Source organism: Rhizobium sp. Root483D2 (assembly GCF_001426685.1).
Classification (GTDB): Bacteria; Pseudomonadota; Alphaproteobacteria; order Rhizobiales; family Rhizobiaceae; genus Pararhizobium; species Pararhizobium qamdonense.
On record NZ_LMFB01000001.1, the window covers coordinates 268,249 to 292,649 of the forward strand.

The window sequence follows — 24,401 nt, forward strand, 5'->3', positions numbered from 1 at the left end:
TCCCCTCCGCAGACACGCGAAGGGGAGAAGCCAAGCTGTTTAGTTGACAGCTGTCAGCGTTACCGAGGTGCCACCGGCAGCCAGATTGAGGCCGAGCTGGCCGGTTACGCTGATCGTCTGCAAGTGGATCGAGCCCGAGGTGCCGCCGACGAGCACGTTGGCACCGACGCCCGCACCGACCGTGGCTTCAACGCTGGCGCCCTGATAGAGACCGCTGAGCGAGCCCTGATGGTAGCCGGCTGTCGGCGCAAGCACTGCCCAAACCAGCTTGCTGCGCGTGGTGAAGCCGAGATCGACGCCCATCTTGCGGATTGCGCCGCTGTAGTGATCCGTCCGTTCCCGGCCGACCGAGGAATGGAACGTGCAATCAATTTCCTTGGCCGAGCCCAGAACGTAGCCGGCACCGCCGCCGACTTCGCATTCGAGGTAGCCGATTTTCACGCCGCCGCGCACATCGCTCTCTTCATAGCTGGGAGCCGGCGCACCATTGGCCAGATCGGCAGCCTGAGCGGCAAACGTGCCGGTCAGAGCCAGGGTCGCGGTGGTCAGCGCCAAAGCAAGGGTTCTCTTCATCATTTTTCCTTCTCAAACCGGGGCCGTCATAATGCACGCGGCCATTCAGTCGATAGATTCACAACAGTCACCGAATGCTGCAGCGATCCCAACCCGGTATAATGAACGCAAGACGGGCCGGATCGTTGCAAATGACGGACACTGCATCTGTTCACTTCTTATTAGGACATTTCGAAGGCAGCCCTTATCGCGTGGCCGATGCCTCTTCGACATAGAATCCAGCCGTCACCAAAATCACACAGAAGGGCGAGGGTTCACCTGAGGGCGGGCGGGCTGGGCCGCGCAATTGACAGCACGATTATCTAACCGGCGCGAAGCTTGTCGAGCCGTCTCAATTCATTGACATCATGCTGAAGCACCAGCGCCTGGAGCACGGGATGATCCCAGATGGTTTTGCCCTGCGGGGCCTGCAGCGGCTCCAGATCGAGTGGAAAGGCGTTGATGAGTTTCTCAGCATCGAAGGCTTTTTCCACCCAGGCGCGGTCGATCGCGGCCATCAGGTCTTCCCAGTTCGTCGGCTCCCGGTGGGCCTGCGTATATACCGGCAATTTTGAAAGACCGAGCCCCCGGTAGAGATCGATCACGCGCGTATCCAGATCGCAGCCTTCGCCGAGATCGCGGCTATGCAGTCCGTTTTGCGGCCCATGTACCGGGAAATGCAGGCACGGGATGCCATAGCTTTCGGCAAAGACCATGCCATGCAGGCTTGTCGAGACGATCCGCTCGCAGGCAAGGATCTCGTCGATCTTGCCCTTGATGGGGTCCATTCCGATCGGCGTTACGGTGTTGATGAGATGGATATCGCCGCGCAGGTGCTCGGGAATACCGTAGCGCAAAAGCTCCGGCCGGATATGAGGCTCCGGATCGCGGTCGGAAAGCTCCGAGAGATGGACGATGACGCCGAGCTTCCATTTCTTCACGGGCGCCGGGTTGTAAAAACGCGGAAGCAGCCAGACGGGATCGCCATAGACCCCGACCGATCCTCCCGGCCGCCCCGTCAGAAGCTGTTCCGAATAGGGGCCTCGCGTTGCTGCAACGTGAAAGCCTTTCTCGCCGGCAACGCTGAAGAGGCGGCGATCCTCGACTGGAGCGCTCGGATTTTCCCACAGCGACGCGCCTGTCCCCCAAAACCAGACCTCGCCACCGGCAAAGCCATGGCCGATCGTGCCGACGCAGGCCATGCGCAGCGATTGCGATTGGGATGGAATACGCTCGATATCGCGCCCCGACAGAAGCGCCACCATGACAGCACTCAGCGCATCGCCCACATTCAGATAATCCATCGTGGACGTGGACCCGGCCCAGGACAAGGGAACCTTGCCATGACGGCGGGCATAGCGCGCCAGAGGATTGGACTTCTTGCCGGATGCACGATCCATCAGCGCATTAAAAATCGATCTCACCGGAAAGTCCTTTGCACAATGATCCGCAACTGCCAGCCAATATACAAAAGCGGGACGCCTGAACAGTTCATTCGCACATACGCATAAACGTCGGACGAGCTGACCCTCTTGCGGAAAATCCTGATGATTTGAGCGGGAGGAAATGGTGCTGCTAGAGAGATTTGAACTCTCGGCCTCTCCCTTACCAAGGGAGTGCTCTACCCCTGAGCTATAGCAGCATCGTGCGGTCGGATCAGTGTTTGTCCGGCGCGAGCGAGGGCCTATTGCCATAGCTTGTTGCGGAGCGCAAGCCGCAAAGCGAAGTTTTCATGGGATGACACGGCCGAAAACCGTGGCACCCTTCCGGAGCGCTTGGTTTTGCGGTATTTGAGCGGTCATGCAAGATAACAACGATCAGACACGCAAGGGCGCTGCGGCAAATGCTGGCTCTCGCCAGCATGAACAGGGCCCACACGAACAGGGAAAGCCGGAGCCTGCTAGGCTGGAGCCGGGCAAGCTCGAACCTGGGCACGAAGCGGAGCGGCAGGCGGAGGCGCGGCGCGAGCGGGCGGCCAAGACCCTGCGCGATAATCTCATGCGCCGAAAGCAGCAGGGACGGGCGCGCCGCGCCGGGGCGGCGGATGAAACATCCGGCCTGCCTGCCGCAAAAACGGACGAATCTGCGGACTAGACTGCGCCAACACCATCGAGCGGATCCGGGGTCGGGTCGCGATGGTCAGCCATGTCCTTCCCGCAACCCCGATGCGTCATCCAACCCGATGAACCATCACCACGAAGACCAGTCATGACGGGTATTACCGCTGCCTCCCTTAGGATGCGCTTTAATATCAGCTCAATTTGCTTCTCATTTCACGGGGCTTCCTTTATGGAGGCGCCAATCTCTTTATGTTCGGACTATCAGGAAAGGCGGGCAGCGCCCCGTAAGGTACCCTATGGATCGCATCAGAATCACCGGCGGCAACGAGCTGCGCGGCATCATCCCGATTTCCGGCGCCAAGAATGCAGCGCTTCCGCTGATGATCGCCTCGCTTTTGACCGATGACACGCTGACGCTCGAAAACGTGCCGCATCTGGCCGATGTCGAGCAGCTGATCCGCATCCTGGGCAATCATGGCGCCGACATTTCCGTTAATGGCCGCCGCGAGCGCCAGGGCGAAGGCTATTCCCGCACCATTCATTTTACCTCGCGCAATATTGTCGATACGACCGCCCCTTACGAGCTCGTCTCCAAGATGCGCGCCAGCTTCTGGGTCATCGGCCCGCTTCTTGCCCGCGAAGGCAAGGCCCGCGTCTCGCTTCCGGGCGGCTGCGCCATCGGCACGCGGCCAGTCGATCTGTTCATCGAGGGCCTGACGGCGCTCGGCGCCAACATCGAAATCGATAGCGGCTATATCAATGCCACGGCGCCGAAGGGCGGCCTCGTCGGCGCGCGCTACGTCTTCCCGAAGGTTTCGGTCGGCGCCACCCATGTGATGATGATGGCGGCAACGCTGGCCAATGGTACGACGGTGATCGGCAATGCCGCACGCGAGCCGGAAGTGGTCGATCTCGCCAATTGCCTGAACGCCATGGGCGCCAAGGTCACCGGTGCCGGCACCTCGACGATCACCATCGAGGGCGTCACCTCGCTGTCGGGTGCGCGCCACCGCGTTCTGCCCGACCGGATCGAGACCGGCACCTATGCCATGGCCGTTGCCATGACCGGCGGCGACGTCGTGCTCGAAGGCACCAATGCCAAGCTGCTCGACACAGCAATCGAAGCCATCCGCCGTGCAGGCGCTGAGATCACCGAAACCGAGAGCGGCCTTCGGGTCGTGCGCAATGGCGGCGGCATCAAGCCGGTGGATGTGGTGACCGACCCCTTCCCCGGCTTCCCGACCGACCTGCAGGCACAGTTCATGGGCCTGATGACAAAGGCAGGCGGCACCTCGCATATTACCGAGACGATCTTTGAAAACCGCTTCATGCACGTCCAGGAACTGGCTCGTCTTGGCGCCAAGATCACGCTGTCTGGGCAGACGGCGAAGATCGAGGGCGTCGATCGCCTGAAGGGCGCGCCTGTGATGGCAACGGACCTGCGCGCTTCCGTATCGCTGGTGATTGCGGGCCTTGCGGCCGAAGGCGAAACCATGGTGTCGCGCGTCTATCATCTCGATCGCGGTTTCGAGCGGCTTGAAGAAAAGCTCAACAATTGCGGCGCCCAGGTGGAGCGCGTCAGCGACTGATGCCAATCAGCGCATCCGCGCATGCTGTTGCGGATTCGATGCCGGCGTCCTATGTCCTGTGTCATGATGATGGCAGCTTGCGCTGCGCAGGCAAGGGATGAATGGCATGGATGTTTTGAAGCTGATGGCGCTGGATCAGGAAGACCTGGAGATCGTATCCGCTCATGTGCAGGATGCGGTCTTCAAGGTTTCCGGGCTGGATTACGCGCCGCGCTCCAAGCAGCTGTCGCTGGTGATCAACCGCTTCGTCTGGGAAACTGCGGAGGGCCGCGGCAAGTCGTTCGAGCGCCGCCGCAGCCTTCTCGCCTTCAAGCGGGTGACCGCCGTCCGCTCCATCGGCTTCGACCGCAAGGACGATGACAAGGTCCTGTCGCTGCTTGCCGTCCAGTTCGAGCAGAATGGCGAAGGGCCGGATGGGACCGTCGAGTTCATCCTGTCGGGCGAAGCCTCGATCATGCTCGATGTGGAATGTATCGAGGTTCAGCTTGCAGATACCGGCGGCGCATGGGAAACCGGTTTCAAGCCGCGCCATCCAGCCGGCGCCTGATATCCTGACCCCTCGCGGCCTCAACAGGCCGAGCATCGTTGCCGACCATCCATAAGGACGTTTTCATTGGCTATCCGTCTCGACTATCTGAACCCCGGCTTTGAAGCCGAGTTTGCAGCCTTTCTGACGACCAAGCGGGAAGTGTCCGAGGACGTCAATACCGTCGTCAAGGCGATCATCGATGATGTGCGCCTGCGCGGCGATGCGGCACTTGCCGATTATACCCGAAAGTTCGACGGCCTTGATTTTTCCGTGACCGGCATGGCCGTGACGGCAGACGAGATCGACGCGGCCATCAACGCCGTGCCATCCGAAGTGCTGGGCGCGCTGAAAGTCGCTGCCGTGCGCATCGAGGCGCATCACGCCCGCCAGCGGCCGAAGGACGATATCTACGAGGACTCGATGGGGGTCGGTCTCGGATCGCGCTGGACGGCGATCGATGCCGTCGGCCTCTATGTGCCTGGAGGCACGGCGAGCTATCCGAGCTCGGTTTTGATGAATGCGCTTCCGGCCAAGGTTGCCGGTGTCGAGCGCATCGTCATGGTGGTTCCTGCCAATGGCGGCGTGATCAATCCGGCGGTTCTCGCGGCCGCGCGCATGGCCGGCGTCGAGGAAATCTACCGCATCGGCGGCGCCCAGGCGATCGCAGCCCTTGCCTATGGCACCGCCTCGATCGCGCCGGTCGCCAAGATCATGGGTCCCGGCAATGCCTATGTCGCTGCGGCCAAGCGCCAGGTGTTCGGCACCGTCGGCATCGACATGATCGCCGGACCTTCGGAAGTGCTCGTCATTGCCGACAGCGACAACAATCCGGACTGGATCGCCGCCGATCTTTTGGCGCAGGCCGAGCATGATGTCGGCGCGCAATCGATCCTGATTACCGACGACACGCTGTTTGCGGCTGAGGTCGAGGCGGCGGTGGAGCGGCAGCTGCGCACCCTGCCCCGGGCAGAAACGGCGAGCGCCAGCTGGCGCGATTTTGGCGCCATCATCCTGGTGCCCGATTTCGACGTAGCCGTACCGCTGGCCAACCGGATTGCGGCCGAGCATCTCGAGCTTGCCCTTGCCGATGCGGATGCGCTGATCCCGAAGATCCGCAATGCCGGCGCCATCTTCGTCGGGCGCCACACGCCGGAAGTCATCGGCGATTATGTCGGCGGCTCCAACCATGTGCTGCCGACGGCGCGGTCTGCCCGGTTTTCCTCCGGTCTCGGCGTGCTTGATTACATGAAGCGCACCTCGATCCTGCGGCTTGGCGCCGACCAACTGCGCGATCTTGGACCCGCAGCCATTGCCCTTGCCCGCTCGGAAGGACTGGAAGCGCATGCGCGCTCGGTCGCCATCAGGCTCAATCTCGGGGGCGAGGGATGACATCCAGCCACCGTCTCTGCGATGTCGTGCTGGATGAGACCATCGGCCGTTCGACGCCCGATGTCGAGCATGAGCGGGCGGTTGCGATCTTCGATCTGATCGAGGAGAATGTCTTCGAGCCGGCCGGCCATGCCGGCGGCCCCTACCGGCTCAAGCTGTCGCTGGTGGATTCCAAGCTGGTCTTTGCGATCACCACCGAAACCGACGCCGGGGTTGCCACCCATATCCTGTCGCTGACGCCGTTCCGTCGGATCGTGAAGGATTATTTCATGATCTGCGAAAGCTATTACGAGGCCATCCGGTCCTCGACGCCCAGCCAGATCGAAGCCATCGACATGGGCCGGCGCGGCATCCACAACGAGGGCTCGCAGACCCTGATGGACCGGCTGTCGGGCAAGATCAAACTCGATTTCGATACGGCGCGGCGTCTGTTCACGCTGGTCTGTGTGCTCTACTGGCGGGGATGAGCGTGACGGTCGCTGCTTCCCCCAACGAGCCGCAGCGCAGCGCGAAATCGCCGGGATCGGTGCTGTTCATGTGCGGGATGAACGCGATCCGTTCGCCAATGGCCGAGGTGCTGGCAAAAGCCATGCTGCCACCGGGCACCTATATTGCCTCGGCCGGCGTGCGGCCGGGAGAGCGCGATCCCTTCGTCGATGTGGTTCTGGAGGAGATCGGACTGACGGCCGGACGCCACCAGCCGCATACGCTGGACGAGCTGGAAGACGACTATTTCGACCTGATCGTGACGCTGGCGCCTGAAGCGCATCATGCGGCACTGGAGCTGACGCGATCGATGGCGATCGATGTGGTTTACTGGCCGACACCGGACCCGACAGTTGCGACCGGCACGCGTGAACAGATCGTTTCGGCCTATCGCGAGGTTCGAAATCACATTGCAACCCTTCTCAAGCATCGTTTGCTTGGACAAATGCCGGATAAGATGGCATAGGGCGCTGACAAAACCGGAAAATGTGGCAAAACCGGAAAATGAAGTCGCTGCTGTTCACAAAACCGCGGCGATTGTGTAGTTTCCGCCAAATTTTTAAAAGGCGCGGCACGCGCCTCTATCGAAGCACAGAAAGAAATATCCTACATGGCGAAAGAAGAAGTCCTCGAATTCCCGGGCGTCGTTACCGAATTGCTTCCCAATGCAACGTTTCGCGTCCAGCTCGAAAACCAGCATGAAATCATTGCCCATACGGCCGGCCGCATGCGCAAGAACCGCATCCGGGTTCTGGCCGGCGACAAGGTGCTTGTCGAAATGACGCCTTACGACCTGACCAAGGGCCGTATCACCTATCGCTTCAAGTAAGCGCGGCGCGGCCTGGCCGCAAACTCGAGATCGATGGCCCTGTTGCGATGGCATTGACACATAAGCTGATCCTGGCCTCCGGCTCGCCGCGGCGTGTCGAACTGCTCGCGCAGGCGGGCATCGAGCCCGCGCGCCTCATGCCGATGGATCTCGACGAGACGCCCAAGCGCACCGAACATCCGCGTTCGCTCGCCTGGCGGCTGTCTGCCGAAAAGGCAAGGGCGGCGCTGTCAGCCATCAAGGGCGAACCGGGCTGGGAGGGAAGCTATATCCTTGCCGCCGATACCGTCGTCTCCGTTGGCCGCCGCATCCTGCCAAAGCCGGAACTGGTCAGCGAAGCCTCGAGCGCGCTGCATCTTCTTTCCGGCCGCAGCCACCGCGTCTATACCGGCGTCTGCCTGATCACGCCGGACAAGACCGTGCGCCAGAAGGTCATCGACACCAAGGTCCGTTTCAAGCGTCTTTCCAGCCACGATATCGACAGCTATCTGGCCTCGGGACAATGGCGCGGCAAGGCAGGCGCCTATGGCATCCAGGGCATTGCAGGCAGCTTCGTCGTCAAACTGGTGGGCTCCTACACCAATGTCGTCGGCTTGCCGCTCTACGAGACCGTGAGCCTGCTTTCCGGCGAAGGCTATGACGTGCATGACAGCTGGATGAAGGGCTGACAGCCATGAGCTCAGACGAAACCAAGGGTGCCTCCAACGTGGCGCCGCTGCGCAAGACCGTGCCGTGCCCGGAGTGCAAACGCCCCTCGCACCGCGAACATTATCCCTTCTGTTCGGACCGCTGCCGCAATGTCGATCTCAACAGATGGCTGACCGGTTCCTACGCCATTCCCGTAGCCGACGACGAGGCAAAAGCCGACGGCGAGGAATGACCGCACCCTGATTTTCGCGGGATATCCGTTGTTTTTCAGGCATTTGCACCAAATGACATTTTCCTGTCGAAAAAACGTCATTTGGTGCTGGACACCGCCGAACAAGATGTTATAACCCCGCTCGCTTCCGGGGCGCAACCAACGCCCCACGGTTCTTCAAAACGAACCATTGCCCGCAAGGCAAGGATGCCCGGATAGCTCAGTTGGTAGAGCAGCGGATTGAAAATCCGCGTGTCGGTGGTTCAAATCCGCCTCCGGGCACCATTTTTAGTTCTTCCTTCTTCCGCGTTTTTGATTTCCAGTAGCTTGACCGACTTATTTGATTTGCAGATTTGTTCTCTGGTTTGGCAGGTTTCATATGTTCGATTTGGCTTCGAAGAAGCTCGGCGATGCGGCTCTCTGCCGAATGCCGGCGATGCGCATTTCACCGACAATATAGCCCGCCCGTGATGCGTTTTTGATATGGGCCGACGGCCCGTTGAAATGAGGATGTGTTTCGGTTTGATTGGAGAGCTGACCGCAAATGGACGCCATCTTGAGAGCGCCGCACCTGCCCCCAGGCGTCCTATATTTTAGCGATTTTCTGTCCTGCGCAGAAGAGGAAACGATTAGGTTTCGGCTCGACGCTGGCGAATGGAGCAATATTCTGAAACGCCGCGTCCAGCATTTCGGATATCTTTATGACTACAAGGCGCGCGCAGTGGCCGCAGACGCTTATCTCGGCCAATTGCCGGAATGGCTTCAAACATTGGCCAAGCGCTTGGTGGCGAGCGGATATTGCGCCGATCAACCGGACCAGGTGATCGCGAATGAGTATCTTCCCGGCCAAGGCATCAGCGCGCATGTCGATTGCGTACCGTGTTTCAGCGACACGATCATTTCGATCAGCCTGTTGTCGCAATGTGAAATGGTGTTCCGGGAGCGGTCGAGCTCCAGGTCGCTCCCTGTGCTGCTCCAGCCACGCTCAGGAATAGCGCTGACAAGGACAGGCCGCTATGACTGGACACACGAAATTCCAGCGCGGAAGTCGGATATCGTGCTCGGAGCAAAAGTCGAACGCGGCAGGCGGATCTCCCTCACGTTCCGGAAAATCGTTCACGACGCCGGGTAATTTGTTCGGGGCCGCCAACACTCTCTTCGGCCACCAATTCTTGAGCACAATCACCGCAGTGCACCTTGAAGGCTGCACCTTGACTTGTTGCGAAAAATAGAACATATAGTGAACAAATGAATTGGGATCCATTTGGCAGACGGTCAAACCGTCTCCAGGGCTGCTCCATCGGATAACCGTCGAGAGGTATGATATGAGCCATGTTGACGAGATTACGGCACGCACGCAGGCGGTTCTGGCGCGATCGAGGGCGTTCAGGGAGCGGTCTAAGGCGATGCGGGAAGAGCACAAGGCTTTGATCGAGCGTGCCTCGATCAAGTCGGGGCAATTGCATTTCGTGTTCCCGGTTTCGAACACGGACAGGCCAAAGCATTAGATAAGGTTGAGGGCTGTAACGGCCCTCAAAGGAAGGGAACTGCCGGGCGACGGGTCCACCCACGGATCAGATCGGCAAGGTGCTAGAGCTTGAATGCAGGAACGATCGCGGTACATGCTTTCCATCCGGGCACTTGTTTTCGGTAAGTGCTCTTGTGGAGTAGGTCCGATGAAATCTTTCGTTTTACTCGGTATAGCGGCGCTGATGCTGGCTTCATGCACGACACCGGATGTCGAGCCGATCCCTGGTAGCATTACCTATGGCGGCCAGCCACGCACCAAGCTGACGAAGGCGCCCATTGGCAGCGTCGTGCACAATTCCTTCCGGGTCCTGGGCGGTGTTGCCGACGAGACTTATATGCTGCAACCGGACCGATCGCTGAAGCTGGTCCGGCGCGATGTTCGCAGTGAGAATCTCTATACGGACTAAATTTTCTTATGCCGCAAAAGCAACTTTTTGCGAACGGGCACCAGATGCGCGTCAATGCTCTGATGCAGCGTCGTGACATGACTGGCCCAGCCTCTCCGGCGATGTCGAAAGACATGCCAGAACCGACTTTTAGTGTCATCCACCGGCGTGCGGAAAGAGCGAGTTATCGTAGCCTTGAAACTGTCAGTCGTGGCCATCTCAGTTATCCACAGCGCCGCTGCACGATTGCAACAGTCGCTGAATTGCGTGCTAAAAAATACAATCATTGCGTTATAATTTACCATAATTTATACTAAAAGCTGCGCAGTGCGCCTTTCCGGCAACAGGTCGCTCACAACGGTTACGTGTTGAATTGATAATTGTCTTGGAGTGGGCGAGACCGTGTGTATGTTCCCGCGAGAGGGGTTGAAACCTCGTGACCATAATTTAAAAAAGATGCTAATATAGATCACAGCAAAGACAACGATCCGGCCACCTGCGAACCTGATGAAGAAGTTCCAATTGCTTTTTCGCGTATCAAGTGCAATCAGCAAGGCAACTTACAGCCAGCTAAAACGTTCGAGACAATATGACAGTTGAAATCATAGGGCGCGCATGTCTCGCCCCTGGAGCGAATTCGCCGCAGGCGTTGTTTCGGGTTTTGCGGCAGGGCATATGCACGGTCACGCGCATTCCGTCCGACCGCTGGGATCTTGCGCGCTTCTGGCACCCTGTTTCCGGCAATCCGGGCAAGACCTATTCCTTTGCGGCCGGTGTTCTCGACAGCATCTATGCTTTCGATCCGGCAGCCTTCGGCATGTCGCAGCGCGAAGCCATGCATATGGACCCGCAGCAGCGGGTTTTGCTGCAATTGGCCTGGCGCGCGCTGGAAGACGCCAATATTTCCATTCCTTCGCTGCATGGCGAAAATGTCGGCGTCTATATCGGGGCGTCCAGCCTTGACCATGCCAATCTGACGGTCGAGGACCCGGCGGCGGCCGGTCCTTATTTTATGACCGGCAATACGCTTTCGATTGTTTCCAACCGTATTTCCCACATTTTTGGTCTCAGCGGCCCGAGCATGACGGTTGATACTGCCTGTTCGTCGTCGCTGGTTGCGCTCGATCAGGCGATGCGGGCGTTGAATGCCGGCGAAATCGATACGGCGATCGTCGGCGGCGTCAATGTTCTTGCCCACCCGCTGCCGTTTGTCGGCTTTGCGCAGGCGCGCATGCTGTCGCCGGAAGGGCTCTGCCGCGCCTATGATAATGACGGTGCAGGCTATGTGCGCGCCGAGGGCGGCGTCGTGTTCGTTCTGCGTCGTTCCGATCGGGCCCGGCAGGAAAAGGACCGCAGCTACGCCAAGATCGTTGCCACCGGCGTCAACTCGGCCGGGCGCACCAACGGCATTTCCCTGCCGTCGCGCGAAGCGCAGGCCAATCTGTTGCGTTCGATCTATGAGGGCAACAATATCGATTCCAACCAGGTTGCCTTCGTCGAAGGGCATGGAACAGGGACCAAGGTCGGCGACCCCTCCGAAGTCTGGTCGATCGGCACGGTGATCGGCGCCAACCGGCGCGCGCCCGTTCCCATCGGCTCGATCAAATCGAATATTGGCCATACGGAGCCGGCATCCGGCCTGTTCGGCATGCTCAAGGCCGTGATGGCGCTTGAAAACAATTATCTGCCTGCATCGCTGCATTTCGAGACGCCGAACGAGAATATCGATTTCGACGGGCTGAACGTGCGCGTCACTGCCAACCCGATCGAACTTCTGCGCGGCAAGCGCGCGCGCCTCGCCGGTATCAACTCCTTCGGCTTCGGTGGCGCCAACGCCCATGTGGTCATCAGCGATCCCGATCCCGTCCAAGACGAACGCAGCCGCAATCATGCGACCGGCCATGTTTTCATGGCCAGTGCCCATACCGCCCACAGCCTCGACGAATTGCTGAAGTCGTACAAATCGACATTTGCCAAGACCTCCAAGGACGAAGCGCGGGCCGTTATTGCCGCGTCCGGAGCCAACCGCACGCAGATGCGCCACCGCTTTGCGGCGCGCAGCGACCACCCCGAAGACATTATTCGCGCCATTGCCAGCCATCTGGAAAAGCCGGCGTCGGATATCGGCGAAACTGGCGAAGTGGTGACGAAGGATGCGAAAGTCGCCTTCGTGTTTTCCGGAAACGGTTCGCAATGGGCCGGCATGGGGGTGGAGGCCTTCCGCGAAAACCTGCATTTCCGTCAGTGTTTCACCTCCGTGAGCGCGCTGTTCAAGTTCCACTCGGACATCGTGCTCACCGACCTCTTGACCGACCCAGACCTCGACAAGAAGCTTTCCGACACGAAATTTGCCCAGCCGCTCCTGTTTGCGGTCCAGGCGGCCCTGTCGGATTCCTTGGTTGCCATGGGCATCAAGCCGACGGCTGTCTTTGGCCATTCCGTCGGCGAAATCGCTGCAGCCTATGCGGCCGGCGCGCTGTCGCTGGTCGATGCGGTGTCGATCGTTGCCAAGCGCTCGCTGCACCAGGATCTGCTGGCTGGCCAGGGCACCATGGCCGCCGCCATGCTGGGCGAAGAGGCTGCCAACGCGTTTGCCAAGGCGCGCGGCCTCGACCAGATTTGTGTCGCTGCCATCAACGCGCATAATTCCGTGACGATGTCCGGCCCGGCGCATGAGGTCTCAGCGTTTCGCGACGCCGCCCGCAAGGCGAAAATCCCGGTCCAGATTCTCGATATCAACTACCCGTTCCATCACCCGATCATCGATCGCGCCAAGAAGGCTTTCCTCGCCGATATCCCGGATATTGCGCCGCGCAAGTCGGAGCTTGCTTACCTGTCCACCGTCACCGGCGAGCGCATGGACGGCACGCAGCTTGATCCGGATTACTGGTGGAAGAACGTGCGTGAGCCGGTCCGCTTCCAGGCCGCGACCGAAGCCGCCATCGACCTTGGCTGCAGCCTGTTCATCGAGATCTCACCACGGCCGATCCTTTCCTCCTATCTGAAGGAAACGGTGAAGCAATCGTCGATCCCGGGCACGGTCGTTGCGACGTTGCTGCGCGATACCGGCGAAAAGGGCCAGGATCCAATTTCGCGTGCCATGGCGCGTGCCATCGCCCATGGGGCGGCGTTCGACGAAGCGCGCCTGTTCGGCAAGCGCAATGCGTTCGTCCGGCTGCCCAACCTGCCCTTCGAGCAGATCGAACTACGGCCGGCCTCGACCAGCGACGCCAGCGATCTGTTCGGCCGCGGCTCCAAGACACCCTATACGCTGGCAGGCTGGCGGACTGATCTGAACAGCGGCAGCTGGAAGAACCATGTCGACGCACATCTGTTTCCCGATCTGGCGGAACATGTCGTCGATGGCAAACCCATCCTCCCCGGCAGCGGCTTTATCGAGATCGCCATTTCCGCCGCCCAGCAATATTACGGCACAACGCACGTCGATATTACCAATCTGGAGATCGTGCGGCCGCTGGAGCTGGCCGACAACCGGATGATGGAACTTTCGACCATCCTGTCTCCCGAAACCGGTGATATCGAAATCCGCTCGCGCGAGCGCCTTTCGGAAGACGACTGGGCCGTGAATGCGGTGGCCAGAAGCCGCAAACCCATCCCCACAGAGGCGATCACCTCCGCAAACGCCTTTGCCGGAATGGAAAAGACGGCCACCGTGACGCCGGTGAAAGCCTATGAAACCGCGCGCCAGTTCGGCCTGGATTACGGCCCGCGGTTCCAGCTGATGGCAAAGGCCGTCTGCTATGGCGACCGTTTCATCGATGTGGAGCTGAGGGAGCCTGAAAAGACCGGCAATCCGTTTGTCACCTACAGCCTCAATCCGATTTCCGTGGATGCGACATTCCATGGGATGGTGGCGCTGTTTGACCGGTTTACCGGTGACGCCGGCGGCGCGCCCTATATTCCGGTGCGTTTCGGCGCCGTGCGCCTGACGAATTCGGGCGTGACCATCAAACGCGCCGTGGTCGAGATCGAGCGCATCAGCGCAAATTCGATCAAGGCGAAATTCCGCTTCTTCGGCAAGAACGGCGAGGTCGTTGCGGCATTCGACGATTGCCGCTTCCGCCGGACCTATCTGCGCCAGCACAAGACGCTGGACATGCTGTCCTTCCACTATGAGGCCGTGCCGTCCGATCGGGCCACGCCGCTTGGCGTGCTGGGCCAGCCGAAGGTTCTGCCTCTGCCATTGCTTGCAGCCATGGATGAGAGCGGCATCGACAACACGACGCTGCTGTTCAACGCGGCAATCTATCGCGCCTGTCATGAGATTGCGCTCAAGCTCGGCAAGGGCACGGCCAAGGTCGATACGCGGTCCCTTCCCGGCGATTTTGCGTTCCGCAGTTTCCTGGCCAACTGCCTCTATGTCCTGGAAGACGCCGGTCTGTGCGAACACCGGGCGGGCAGCTGGAAGATCGCGACCGAATTTTCGCTTCCGCCCGTCGGCGACATACTCAAGGAAATCTATGGCGAGCGCTCCGAGCGCGCCGTGGAAGCGGTGCTGATCAACAATTCCTATGCCGAAGCGCTGGATCGCATCGACAGTCTGTTTGCGCTGGAAACAGCTGGCAGCGAGCCGGACGATGCGGCCAAGCCGCAGGGCTTCATCAGCGATGCAACGCTCGATCACCAGACCGTGCATTCCGAATCCACCCGTCAGCGGATGGATCTGGTGCTGGCTGCGGTCGAAAAGGCTCTGACCAAGGAAACAGGCAAGACCGGTCTGCGGATTGTCGAAGCAGGCACCGTCTCTGCCGGTTTCACCCGCAAGCTCGCGACGCTGGCGGCAAACCATGGCGCCAGCCTGATCGTCGTCGAACCCCGCGAAAATGCCCAGCGCAATCTGGAGATCGCGTTTGAGGAAGATGCGCATGTTCGCGTCCTGAAAAAGGATGCGTTCGCATCGCTTGCGGCTTTCGATCTCGTCGTCAGCGCCTCGGATACGGTCTTTACGCTGATCGACGAGGACGGCGCCATTCGCAACGCCCTGCGTGTCGGCCTGCAGGAAAACGGGGCTCTTGTCGCCGCGACCAATGCACCGACCGTATTCAGCGATTTCGCGTTCGGCCTGACCGAAAACTGGTTTGCCCGCACCCAGGCTGTCGAGTTTCCGATCGGCAAGCTGGCAACGGTCACACAATGGCAAAAGGATCTGACTGATCTGGGCCTGCGCAATATCACCGTCGAAGACCGCGAATTGTCGCATGGCAATATCATCACGGTCGAGGCGCAAGGCGGCCGGTTCGTTGATACCGCACAGGCGGCCGACGCGCAGCCTGCGCAGGTCGCCACGCCGGTGCTCGTGCTTCACGATGGCAGCGTTTCGAACCTGCAAAGCAAGCTCCCGGGCAAGGACGTCATTCAGGCGCCTCTTATCCAGGTCAAATTGACCGGCGATTTCGATAGCGACAGGGATAGGATTGCCGACGCGATCACAGGGCTGAACGAAAAGCCGGTTCGGGCCGTCTATCTTTCTTCGCCGACTGCGGCAGATCGCAAAGAGGATTCGGCTGCCCTGCAGGATCGCGTTCTCTCGCTCAGCGCCTTTGCGGAAGCACTTCGCCAGCATTATGCGCATGCAGAGCCTGCAGCCGATCAGCGCCCGCGCCTGGTTATTGCTGCCCCCGGCGGCGCGCCCGTCACACTGGCTGCGCGCGGCAAGCCCGTCTCCGGCTCCAGCGTCAATAGCGGCCTGTGGGCTTTTGCCCGCGTGCTTCAAAATGAATATGACATCCTGGATATCCATTCGCTCGATTTCACCGGTCCCAAGGTAGAAGCGGGCAATCAGCTTGCGGCAGCAATCTCGATGCTCGGTGATACCAGCGAAAACCGCGAATGGCTGCTGGATGGTCAAAGCGGCGTGCTCTCTGAAATCCGTGCCGTGCCCGGCCCGGTCGATCAGGGCTTGCGCAAGACGACCAGTTTCAAGGCGGCCACCATTCGCCAGCGTGTCAGCTCGCAGGTCGGCAGCATTGCCTGGGAACAGTCCGATATCCCGCAGGCAGGTCCGGACGATGTCGTCGTTGCGGTTGCCGCAACCGGCCTCAACTTCCGCGACGTCATGTGGGCGATGGGACTTCTGCCGGAAGAAGCACTCGAGGACGGCTTTGCCGGGGCAACGATCGGCATGGAGCTTTCCGGCCATGTCGTCGCCATCGGCAGCGGCGTCAAGGATCTTTCGGTCGGCGATGCCGTGATGGCGATCGCGCCTGCAGCCTTTTCCACCCATGTCGTCGTGTCGCGCTCGGGTGTCGCGAGGCTGCCGGAAACCGTCAGCCCCGTTGCGGCGGCCACCGTTCCGGTCGCCTTCCTCACGGCCTATTACGCCATGATCGAGCTTGGCCGCATCCGCGCCGGCGAAACGATCCTGATCCACGGCGCTGCCGGTGGGGTGGGTCTTGCCGCCCTGCAGGTTGCGAAGCTTGCCGGTGCCAAGGTCATCGCCACGGCGGGAACGCGTGAAAAGCGCCGTTTCCTGAAAATGCTCGGCGCTGACCACGTCTTTGATTCGCGCTCGCTCGCCTTCGTCAACGACATCCTCGGCGTTACCGGCGGCGAAGGCGTCGATCTGGTGCTGAACTCGCTGTTTGCCGAGGCCATGGAACAGAGCCTGTCGCTGGTAAAGCCGTTCGGCCGCTTCCTCGAACTCGGCAAGCGCGACTATTACGGCGACAGCAAGATCGGTCTTCGGCCTTTCCGCCGCAATATCAGCTATTTCGGCATCGATGCCGACCAGCTGCTGGTCAATGCTCCGGATCTCACCAAGCGGATCTTCACCGAAATCGGTGCGCTGTTCGAGGAGGGCAAGCTCGTGCCCCTGCCCTATCGCGCCTTCGGCTTCGACGAGATCGGCAACGCCTTCCGCCTGATGCAGAATGCCGGACATATCGGCAAGATCGTCGTCATACCGCCTGTTGCGGGGCGCGATGAGGTTGCCAATCTGCCGGCCGGCCGCATGTCTGTCGATAGCCTCGGCACGCATCTGGTCGTTGGCGGTATTGGCGGCTTCGGTCTTGCCGCTGCCAACTGGCTGGTGGAAAAGGGTGCGCGCAACGTCGCGCTTGCAACCCGCCGCGGCATTGCCGATATCGAGACGCTTGAGGCGATCAAGCGCTGGGAAAACATGGGCGTTTCGGCGACCGTGCATGCCTGCGATGTCACCGACGAGGCTGCAGCAGACGCGCTTTTGAACACGCTTCGCCAGATCGGCCCGCTGAAAACCGTTATTCACGCCGCCATGGTTCTCGATGACGCGTTGATCAACAATCTCAGCCGCGAGCGCAACCGGCCGGTTATCGACGTGAAGGCGCAAGGGGCTGCCGTTCTCGACCGGTTGACCCGCGCCGATACGCTCGATCATTTCATCATGTTCTCCTCGGCAACGACATTGGTCGGCAATCCAGGCCAGGCCAATTATGTGGCCGCCAATGGCTATCTCGAGGGCCTTGCGCGGGCGCGCCGGATCGACGGCCTGCCGGGGCTTGCCATCGGCTTCGGCGCCATCGCCGACAAGGGCTATCTGGCTGCGAATACCGACGTCAACGACCTGCTCTCCAAGCGCATCGGCAAGACGGCGCTGAAGGCGCAATCCGCCCTCTTCCAGGTCGAGAGCTATATCCGCTCCGATCCGGGCACTGTCGATGCGGCCGTTGCGATGGTTTCCGAGCTCGATTGGGCTGCGGCCCGTCACCTGCCGGTTGTTCGCAACGCCTTGTTCGAGGTGATCCTGCGGACGGCTGACCAGAACACGGCCGGCGGCGATGGCAAGACCATGGATCTCGTGGCGATGATCGATGGAAAATCGCCGCAGGAAGCCGAGGATATCCTCTATGATCTGGTCGCCAACGAGATTGCCGCGATCCTGCGCGTGTCGAAGGATACGATCTCGCGCAACAAGATCCTCAAGGAAATCGGCCTCGACAGCCTGATGGCTGTGGAACTGGGCATCAGCTTCCAGCAGAATACCGGCTTCGACATGCCGTTGAGCGGCGTTGCCGACAACACCACGGTCGGTGACGTCGCGCGCAAGCTTTACGACAAGGTGAGCAAGCGGGATCATGGCAGCGACGAAGACAGCGAGCCCGCTGACAACAAGATTGTCAACGAGCTTGCGCAGCGCCATACCGGCAACGGTACGGAAAAGGTAGCGAGCCAATGAGCGAGAACGAGGAACGCAACACCGCTTCGAAGATGAACAGCAGCCTGAAGGAGAACCTTCTGGACAAGATGCGCAATGCGCATCAGTCCTCGGAGCGTAACCGCATGGCCCGTTCGGAGCGCGACGTTCCTCCGCCCGTCAGGCGCAAGCAGACGCGGTTCGAGGACCTGCCTGAATATAAACAGGTCCAGACCCAAAAGATCGCCAGCGAACAGCTGGGTATCGACAACCCGTTCTACCGGGCGCACCAGACGGCGGCTGGCGCAACGACGGTGATCGATGGGCGCAAGCTGATCAATTTCGCGTCCTACGATTATCTCGGCCTCAACCGGCATCCGCATGTCTTGGCGCAGGCCCGCGACACGATCAATACGTTCGGCATCTCCGCATCCGCCAGCCGTCTTGTGGCGGGCGAACGTCCGGCCCATGCCGAGCTGGAAGAGCGCATCGCCGCTTTCTATGGTGTTGAAGCCTCCGTTTGCTTCGTCAGCGGCTACCTCACCAATGTCGCGGCGATCAGCTGCCTGATGGGTCCCAAAGACCTCGTTGTTCACGACGAGTTCATCCATAACAGCGCGCTTGCGGGCATCAAGCTCTCCGGCGCGACACGCCGGCTGTTCAAACACAATGATGCCAACGACCTGGAACATGTTCTGCGCACGGTCGCAGGCGATTATCGCCGTATCCTGGTGATCGTCGAAGGCGTCTATTCGATGGATGGCGACATCGCCAATCTACCGGCGATCATGAAGCTGAAAGCCGAATATGGTTTCTGGCTGATGGTCGATGAAGCTCATTCGCTCGGTATTCTCGGCAAGCGCGGCAAAGGCACGTCCGAACATTTCGGCATCGACCCACGCCAGGTCGATATCTGGATGGGGACGCTCTCCAAGACGACATCGAGCTGCGGTGGCTATATTGCCGGCAGCGCTGCTCTGGCCGCCGTGCTGAAGGCAACCGCCGGCGGCTTCGTCTATAGCGTTGGGCTTGCACCAGTTTTGACAGCGTCGGCGATTGCGAGCCTTGATATTCTCGAAGGCGAACCGGAACGTGTCGCAGCGCTGCGGCGCAACGGTTCGCTGTTCCTCAAGCTTGCCCAGGAAGCGGGCCTCGATACCGGCTTGAGCGCCGGTTTTTCCGTGGTTCCGGTTCTGGTCGGCGATTCCCTGCGTGCGGTGCAACTGTCGAATGATCTTCTTGCTGCGGGGATCAACGCCCTGCCGATCATTCACCCCGCCGTTCCCGAAGGCATGGCCCGGCTGCGGTTCTTCATCACCAGCGAGCATACCGAAGACCAGATCCGCCAGACCGTGGCCCTGACGGCGGAAAAGCTCAAGGATCTCACCGAGCGGAATTTCGGTCTCGCATCGATCGATGTGCAGCAGATGATGAAGATGCTCGCCGCCCGCTAACGCGCTGCGCAAACAGCCAGGCCAACCTCCATGAACCGAACCGGTGTTGCGGCATGACCCATGTGATCATTACCGGTGGTTCGAGCGGCATCGGTCTGGCGCTGGCCCGCATTTACGCCGAGCGCGGTGCACGCCTCTCTCTCCTGGCACGCTCCCTGCCCGCGCTTGAAGCCGCGAGGGCCGAACTTGCGCGGCGACACGGCGAAACATCGGTGCGTATCGAAAGTGCCGATGCCAGCGACGAAGATCAGGCATTGGCAGCGATACGAAAATGCGAGGCTGCGTTCGGCCCCTGTGACATCCTGATCACCTGCGCCGGAATTGTCGAACCCGGACGGTTCGAAACGCAGACACCTGCCGCCTTCCGTCAGCAGATCGAGACCAATCTTTTCGGCAGCGTCAACGCGGTACGCGCCGTCTATGCCGCGATGAAAGAGCGGCGCTCCGGAAAGATCATGCTGGTCTCGTCCGGCGCTGGCTTGATCGGCATCTACGGATATGCCGCCTATTGCGCCTCGAAATTCGCCCTGCATGGTTTCGCCGATGCTCTGCGCTCCGAAGCAAAGCCTCATGGGGTCACTATTTCCGTGTGTTTTCCGCCGGATACCGAAACGCCGCAGTTTGCGCGCGAACTGGAACACCGGCCGCTGGAAGCAACCGTGATCATGGGACGCGTTGCCCCCTGGCCCTCCTCTGCCGTTGCCCTGCGGATCGTGCGTGCAATAGACAAAGGCCAGTTCGAAGTGTTTTTCGGCTGGACGCTGTGGGCGCTCGGACGCTTTGGCGCGACGGTCAAGCCGGTTCTCAACTGGTGGTTCGACCGGGGCATTCGACGGATGATACCAAGGCGCTGAACATGAGAGCCTGCTTGTATCCGCCACCAATAGGTTTTAAGTGTCCCTTCGTCGCGGCGATGCATGACGCGTCCGTGACCGATGAAAGATCAAAGGTATCCGTTTGGCGTTGACGTCGCTCTACATGCACACCCATCCGCTTATGCTGACCTTTTTCTGCTTCGCGCTGGCCTGTGCTGTCATCCTCTATACCGACAAGTTTGCCTTGCCCGCGCGCGAGCGCCGGAGACACCGCCCGGCCGTCAGCCGCCGGCGTGGCCTCGTCGATACCATCTCGCGTCTGCCGATCATGGCGCTGGTCTTTGCAGGCTTCTTCGCGATCTCCTGGCGCCCGCTTTACGCAAGCGCCGGCACGATGAGCTTTTTCGTCATTTTCACCGGCATCTCCCGGGCGAAATACAGGTTCATCCGCGAGCCTCTGGTCTTTTCGGACATTGCCCTGGTGGCCGACGTCTTCAAATACAAGTCGATCTTCTACGCCAATTCGCTCAACATCGTCTTCTGGATCGTCGCGTTCCTCTATGTGTTCGGCGTGTCGGCGCTGTACATGTATTTCGAGCCCAGCGTCCTGCCCAACAGCCACAAGCTGCTCTGGATCATCCTGATGATCCTCGTTGCCGACGTGCCCTGGCTTCTTTTGTTCTACGGCCCGGTGAACCGGCCGGTCGCCGACTTCGTGCAGCATCTGGTCGGCAAGCCCAACGTCAAGGTCAGCACGATCCGTTTTGGAACCTTCGGCTCCGTCATCTTTCATTTCATCCTCTGGCTCGGCCGCCGCCGCGAAAAGATCGTTGCCGAACTGCAGGAACGCTTCTTTGCCGCCGTCAACGACCTCATTGGCCACGATGCCGATAACAAGGCGCCGCTGGTCATCGTCTGGCAGTCGGAATCCTTCATCGACATGCGCCACTGCGGCGTCAGCAGCGTCAAGCTGCCGGCCATCGACCGGCTGCAGAAAATGGCCGTGCAATGGGGGCGCCTGGCAACCGTGTTTGAAGGCGGCTACACGCTGCGCACGGAGTTTGCCGTCTTGAGCGGGCTTGTTCCCGACGATCTGCATATCGATGCGAGCTACCCCTATCTGCGGGCAAGCCACTATACCAATGTGGTCTGGCCGACGAAGCTGAAGAATGCGGGCTGGAGCACGCATTTCATGCATCCCTATGACCGGACCTTCTTCCTGCGCCACAAGGCCATGCCGCAGCTCGGCTTCGAGAAAATGACCATGCTCGATGAGTTCGACCATGATCCGGCCCGCGATGGCCCTTATGTGTCGGACAAGACCTTAACCCGCAAGGTGATTGCCGATGTGGAAAGCCAGACCGACAGCAAGGGCAGCTTTCTCTTCGTCGCATCGATGGCCAATCATGGCCCCTGGGAGCCAAACCGTGTCGAAGGCGTGACCGATCCGGTCAAGATCTATCTCGAGATCCTGCAGCAATCCGACAAGGCTCTGGGCGAACTCGTCGATCATCTCAACCGGCTCGACCGCCCCGTCTGGCTGGTTTTCTACGGCGACCACGCGCCGCTGTTGAAATCCTTTGCCGACCCCTTTCCCGATCCGCGTACCGATTATTTCATCGTGCCCCTGGCGGCCGCCCGCACGCTCCACAATGCGCCGACATTTCCCCGCAACGAGGAACCCTGGAAGCTGATGGAAGCCATGCTGAAACACGCCAATCTGCACAAGGACGACCTGCGATAGTGCCGGCGCTGGTTTCAAAGGGGCCGCGATGATGGGGACGCAAACTGGGCCGGAGCGGCGTGTCTTCCTCTTCCTGCAGGGGCCATCCTCACCGATCTTTGCCAAGATTGCCAACCGGCTGGAGGCCAAGGGCCATCTCTGCCTGCGAATCAATCTCAATCCGGGCGACCAGATCTTCTGGCGGCGCAAGGGTGGCTACCATTACCGCGGCCGCGGCGGACAGGACTGGCGCAGCTATATTGCCGCCTTTCTCGTCCAGCACGGCGTCACCGACCTCGTCCTCTTAGGTGAGGAGCGCCCCTATCATCTCATTGCGATCGAGGCTGCCAATCACCACGGCATCGCGGTAGCGGTCGTCGAAATGGGTTATCTCCGGCCGGATTGGCTGACGCTCGAGCGCGACGGCATGTCGTCCAACTCGCACTTTCCCAACGATCCGCAGGCGATCATCGATGCGGCCCATACCCTTCCCGAACCGGATTTCGCGAGACGTTACACGCAGAGCTTTGCCGCCGAAGCGGCTTATGATCTTCTCTACAATCTACCCAATGTGTTCCTGTGGTTTCTCTTCCCGCACTACCACCGCCACGCCCTGTTTCATCCCCTGGCTGAATATGCCGGCTGGGTGATGCGGCTGGCGGGGGGCAAGAAAAGAACATTGGCGGCAATGGCGCTCGTTGACACCCTTCTTTCCTCCGGCACCGCATTTTTCGTTTTTCCGCTACAATTGCAGACCGATTTCCAGCTGCGGGCCCATTCGCCCTATCATGATCAGCGGGACGCCATCACCGAGGTGATCACCTCCTTCGCCGCCCATGCACCGGAGACAGCCAGCCTGGTCGTCAAGATCCATCCGCTCGACAACGGGCTGATCGACTGGCGAGCCTATGTCGAAGCGCTGGCCACAAAACTTGGTATTGGCAGCCGGGTCAAATTTCTGGATGGCGGCGACCTGAATGCGCTCCTGATGAAAACCAGCGGTGTCGTGACGATCAATTCGACCGTTGGGTTTCATGCCCTGCAACTCGGCAAGCCCGTGAAGGTGCTTGGAACGGCCGTCTTCGACATTGCCGGTCTCAGCGATCAGTCGGACCTTGAGCAATTCTGGAAAGCTCCGGCAGGCCCGCAGGACGCCGTGCGATCAGCGTTTTTCCGCCTGCTGGCGGCGGCAATCCAGGTCCGGGGAAACTTCTACTCGGCCACTGGCACCGATGCCGGCGCAGATGCGATCGCCAACAGACTGCACGACAGGTCGCTCAACCAGCCCGGCGGCTTTACCGACCCGCCTCCCCGCCGCAAACCAGCCAAGAACAATCGCCGTCCTCGTTGACCGGTCCGGCGTTGCGCCATTTGGGCATGCGGCGTTTTTAGCGGGATTTGCTGCTTTCGATGAGTGCCAGCACCAGGGTCGATAGCAATGTCAGCGGCGGGGTTGCAGCACTTTGGGGCTTGGAGCTCTCGTTGGCGCTGAGGCCGACCTTGCCGACCGGCTTGTCATCCGCATCCACGCCGCTATTGCCAAGCGTCCACCATCCCTTGCGCAATATCTTTTCGATCACGAAGGTGGCGACATCCAGCGAGCGCGACGGCGAACCCGGCGGTAAGACGTCGGCGGATGTGGGATTGCGCTCGTTCATCACCGAGTAATATACCCGGCGGATATCGTCATCGATGTCGTCGGCGCCTTCGGCAGCGGAATTGATCTTCTGTCTCAGCTTGCGCAAGTCGGCAACGGTCACGGTCAGGTTATCCGCTATGCCGGTCAATTCGTCGGCAAACACATCCGGATTGCCGCCATCGCCGGTAAACAATTCGGAGAGTGCCGATCCCGGCGCTGCCTGGCGGTTGCGAATGACCTTTGCGGCCCCGCGGATGCCATCGCGAAACGCCTCTTTGCGGATTTCGTCCTGTTTGTCCATCAGGTCCGACGCGGCGGAACAGACTTCGAGAAGGAGCGCCGTTGTATTCTGGTCCGGCGCTGCCTGCGCTGCCTCTCTCGCTCTTGCGATGAGTTCATTCAGAGACGATTTGTGATCGGTCATCGACGG

The 24,401-nt window shown here is 60.3% G+C and carries 20 protein-coding genes and 2 tRNA genes; 18 read left to right on the top strand and 4 right to left on the bottom strand.

The features are described 5' to 3' along the window. Nucleotides 1-39: 39 nt before the first annotated feature. The 3 genes from ASD32_RS01265 to ASD32_RS01275 form a co-directional block, all read right to left on the bottom strand. On the bottom strand, nucleotides 40-573 hold the full coding sequence (locus tag ASD32_RS01265; RefSeq protein ID WP_060636249.1) for a DUF992 domain-containing protein: 534 nt from the start codon (nucleotides 571-573) through the stop codon (nucleotides 40-42). Nucleotides 574-875: 302 nt separating this feature from the next. Continuing rightward, complete coding sequence (locus tag ASD32_RS01270) at nucleotides 876-1,976, bottom strand: polysaccharide pyruvyl transferase family protein (protein WP_244490060.1); 1,101 nt, start codon at nucleotides 1,974-1,976, stop codon at nucleotides 876-878. 143 nt (nucleotides 1,977-2,119) lie between these two features. Next, nucleotides 2,120-2,194 (bottom strand) — tRNA-Thr (locus ASD32_RS01275). A 263-nt stretch (nucleotides 2,195-2,457) separates the two neighbouring features. Here ASD32_RS01275 and ASD32_RS01280 point away from each other — a divergent pair. The 18 genes from ASD32_RS01280 to ASD32_RS01370 all read left to right on the top strand — a co-directional run bounded on the left by ASD32_RS01280 (nucleotide 2,458) and on the right by ASD32_RS01370 (nucleotide 23,683). Beyond that, nucleotides 2,458-2,646, top strand: a complete 189-nt coding sequence (locus tag ASD32_RS01280) for a hypothetical protein (protein ID WP_060636251.1) — start codon at nucleotides 2,458-2,460, stop codon at nucleotides 2,644-2,646. A gap of 262 nt (nucleotides 2,647-2,908) precedes the next feature. Further along, nucleotides 2,909-4,201, top strand: coding sequence for a UDP-N-acetylglucosamine 1-carboxyvinyltransferase (gene murA, locus ASD32_RS01285; RefSeq protein ID WP_060636085.1), 1,293 nt, complete (start codon nucleotides 2,909-2,911; stop codon nucleotides 4,199-4,201). 106 nt (nucleotides 4,202-4,307) lie between these two features. Further along, entirely contained in the window at nucleotides 4,308-4,748 is a 441-nt protein-coding gene (locus tag ASD32_RS01290; RefSeq protein ID WP_060636252.1) for a DUF2948 family protein, read from the top strand. Nucleotides 4,749-4,814: 66 nt separating this feature from the next. Beyond that, entirely contained in the window at nucleotides 4,815-6,119 is a 1,305-nt protein-coding gene (gene hisD, locus ASD32_RS01295; protein ID WP_060636086.1) for a histidinol dehydrogenase, read from the top strand. Then, complete coding sequence (locus ASD32_RS01300) at nucleotides 6,116-6,586, top strand: UPF0262 family protein (protein ID WP_060636087.1); 471 nt, start codon at nucleotides 6,116-6,118, stop codon at nucleotides 6,584-6,586. Before hisD ends, ASD32_RS01300 begins: the two co-directional genes overlap by 4 nt. A 68-nt stretch (nucleotides 6,587-6,654) precedes the next feature. After that, nucleotides 6,655-7,071 carry a low molecular weight phosphatase family protein gene (locus tag ASD32_RS01305; RefSeq protein ID WP_244490073.1) on the top strand — a complete coding sequence of 139 codons (417 nt, stop codon included), beginning with the start codon at nucleotides 6,655-6,657 and terminating at the stop codon, nucleotides 7,069-7,071. A 144-nt stretch (nucleotides 7,072-7,215) separates the two neighbouring features. Beyond that, nucleotides 7,216-7,434 carry a translation initiation factor IF-1 gene (gene infA / locus ASD32_RS01310; RefSeq protein ID WP_037105236.1) on the top strand — a complete coding sequence of 73 codons (219 nt, stop codon included), beginning with the start codon at nucleotides 7,216-7,218 and terminating at the stop codon, nucleotides 7,432-7,434. A gap of 47 nt (nucleotides 7,435-7,481) precedes the next feature. Beyond that, on the top strand, nucleotides 7,482-8,102 hold the full coding sequence (locus ASD32_RS01315) for a Maf-like protein (RefSeq protein ID WP_060636089.1): 621 nt from the start codon (nucleotides 7,482-7,484) through the stop codon (nucleotides 8,100-8,102). A gap of 5 nt (nucleotides 8,103-8,107) precedes the next feature. Further along, entirely contained in the window at nucleotides 8,108-8,314 is a 207-nt protein-coding gene (yacG, locus tag ASD32_RS01320) for a DNA gyrase inhibitor YacG (RefSeq protein WP_060636090.1), read from the top strand. A gap of 188 nt (nucleotides 8,315-8,502) precedes the next feature. After that, nucleotides 8,503-8,578 (top strand) — tRNA-Phe (locus ASD32_RS01325). Between the two features lie 259 nt (nucleotides 8,579-8,837). Continuing rightward, entirely contained in the window at nucleotides 8,838-9,425 is a 588-nt protein-coding gene (locus ASD32_RS01330; RefSeq protein WP_060636091.1) for an alpha-ketoglutarate-dependent dioxygenase AlkB, read from the top strand. Nucleotides 9,426-9,618: 193 nt separating this feature from the next. Beyond that, the gene (locus ASD32_RS01335; RefSeq protein ID WP_060636092.1) at nucleotides 9,619-9,801 is read left to right on the top strand and encodes a hypothetical protein; all 183 of its coding nucleotides are present in this window, start codon (nucleotides 9,619-9,621) and stop codon (nucleotides 9,799-9,801) included. Between the two features lie 168 nt (nucleotides 9,802-9,969). Next, nucleotides 9,970-10,230, top strand: a complete 261-nt coding sequence (locus ASD32_RS01340; RefSeq protein WP_060636093.1) for a hypothetical protein — start codon at nucleotides 9,970-9,972, stop codon at nucleotides 10,228-10,230. A 568-nt stretch (nucleotides 10,231-10,798) separates the two neighbouring features. Then, nucleotides 10,799-18,382, top strand: coding sequence for a type I polyketide synthase (locus tag ASD32_RS01350; RefSeq protein WP_060636095.1), 7,584 nt, complete (start codon nucleotides 10,799-10,801; stop codon nucleotides 18,380-18,382). Next, entirely contained in the window at nucleotides 18,379-19,794 is a 1,416-nt protein-coding gene (locus ASD32_RS01355) for an aminotransferase class I/II-fold pyridoxal phosphate-dependent enzyme (RefSeq protein WP_060636096.1), read from the top strand. Before ASD32_RS01350 ends, ASD32_RS01355 begins: the two co-directional genes overlap by 4 nt. A gap of 53 nt (nucleotides 19,795-19,847) precedes the next feature. Beyond that, nucleotides 19,848-20,648 (top strand): SDR family oxidoreductase, encoded by an 801-nt coding sequence (locus tag ASD32_RS01360; protein WP_060636097.1) that lies wholly within the window; start codon nucleotides 19,848-19,850, stop codon nucleotides 20,646-20,648. Nucleotides 20,649-20,772: 124 nt separating this feature from the next. Beyond that, nucleotides 20,773-22,353, top strand: a complete 1,581-nt coding sequence (locus ASD32_RS01365) for an LTA synthase family protein (RefSeq protein WP_060636253.1) — start codon at nucleotides 20,773-20,775, stop codon at nucleotides 22,351-22,353. Between the two features lie 31 nt (nucleotides 22,354-22,384). Beyond that, entirely contained in the window at nucleotides 22,385-23,683 is a 1,299-nt protein-coding gene (locus tag ASD32_RS01370) for a capsular biosynthesis protein (RefSeq protein WP_082546601.1), read from the top strand. A 37-nt stretch (nucleotides 23,684-23,720) separates the two neighbouring features. Here the strand turns inward: ASD32_RS01370 and ASD32_RS01375 are convergent, their stop codons facing one another. Continuing rightward, nucleotides 23,721-24,395, bottom strand: a complete 675-nt coding sequence (locus ASD32_RS01375) for a hypothetical protein (RefSeq protein ID WP_060636099.1) — start codon at nucleotides 24,393-24,395, stop codon at nucleotides 23,721-23,723. Nucleotides 24,396-24,401: the final 6 nt, after the last annotated feature.

Coding starts and splice junctions, on each gene's coding strand:
- ASD32_RS01335 (WP_060636092.1), top strand. CDS start 9,619: ATGAGCCATGTTGACGAGATTACGGCACGCACGCAGGCGGTTCTGGCG.
- yacG (WP_060636090.1), top strand. CDS start 8,108: ATGAGCTCAGACGAAACCAAGGGTGCCTCCAACGTGGCGCCGCTGCGC.
- ASD32_RS01265 (WP_060636249.1), bottom strand. CDS start 573: ATGAAGAGAACCCTTGCTTTGGCGCTGACCACCGCGACCCTGGCTCTG.
- ASD32_RS01365 (WP_060636253.1), top strand. CDS start 20,773: ATGCACACCCATCCGCTTATGCTGACCTTTTTCTGCTTCGCGCTGGCC.
- ASD32_RS01315 (WP_060636089.1), top strand. CDS start 7,482: ATGGCATTGACACATAAGCTGATCCTGGCCTCCGGCTCGCCGCGGCGT.
- ASD32_RS01360 (WP_060636097.1), top strand. CDS start 19,848: ATGACCCATGTGATCATTACCGGTGGTTCGAGCGGCATCGGTCTGGCG.
- ASD32_RS01330 (WP_060636091.1), top strand. CDS start 8,838: ATGGACGCCATCTTGAGAGCGCCGCACCTGCCCCCAGGCGTCCTATAT.
- ASD32_RS01355 (WP_060636096.1), top strand. CDS start 18,379: ATGAGCGAGAACGAGGAACGCAACACCGCTTCGAAGATGAACAGCAGC.
- ASD32_RS01305 (WP_244490073.1), top strand. CDS start 6,655: ATGTGCGGGATGAACGCGATCCGTTCGCCAATGGCCGAGGTGCTGGCA.
- ASD32_RS01300 (WP_060636087.1), top strand. CDS start 6,116: ATGACATCCAGCCACCGTCTCTGCGATGTCGTGCTGGATGAGACCATC.
- ASD32_RS01375 (WP_060636099.1), bottom strand. CDS start 24,395: ATGACCGATCACAAATCGTCTCTGAATGAACTCATCGCAAGAGCGAGA.
- ASD32_RS01350 (WP_060636095.1), top strand. CDS start 10,799: ATGACAGTTGAAATCATAGGGCGCGCATGTCTCGCCCCTGGAGCGAAT.
- ASD32_RS01370 (WP_082546601.1), top strand. CDS start 22,385: ATGGGGACGCAAACTGGGCCGGAGCGGCGTGTCTTCCTCTTCCTGCAG.
- murA (WP_060636085.1), top strand. CDS start 2,909: ATGGATCGCATCAGAATCACCGGCGGCAACGAGCTGCGCGGCATCATC.
- ASD32_RS01340 (WP_060636093.1), top strand. CDS start 9,970: ATGAAATCTTTCGTTTTACTCGGTATAGCGGCGCTGATGCTGGCTTCA.
- ASD32_RS01290 (WP_060636252.1), top strand. CDS start 4,308: ATGGATGTTTTGAAGCTGATGGCGCTGGATCAGGAAGACCTGGAGATC.
- infA (WP_037105236.1), top strand. CDS start 7,216: ATGGCGAAAGAAGAAGTCCTCGAATTCCCGGGCGTCGTTACCGAATTG.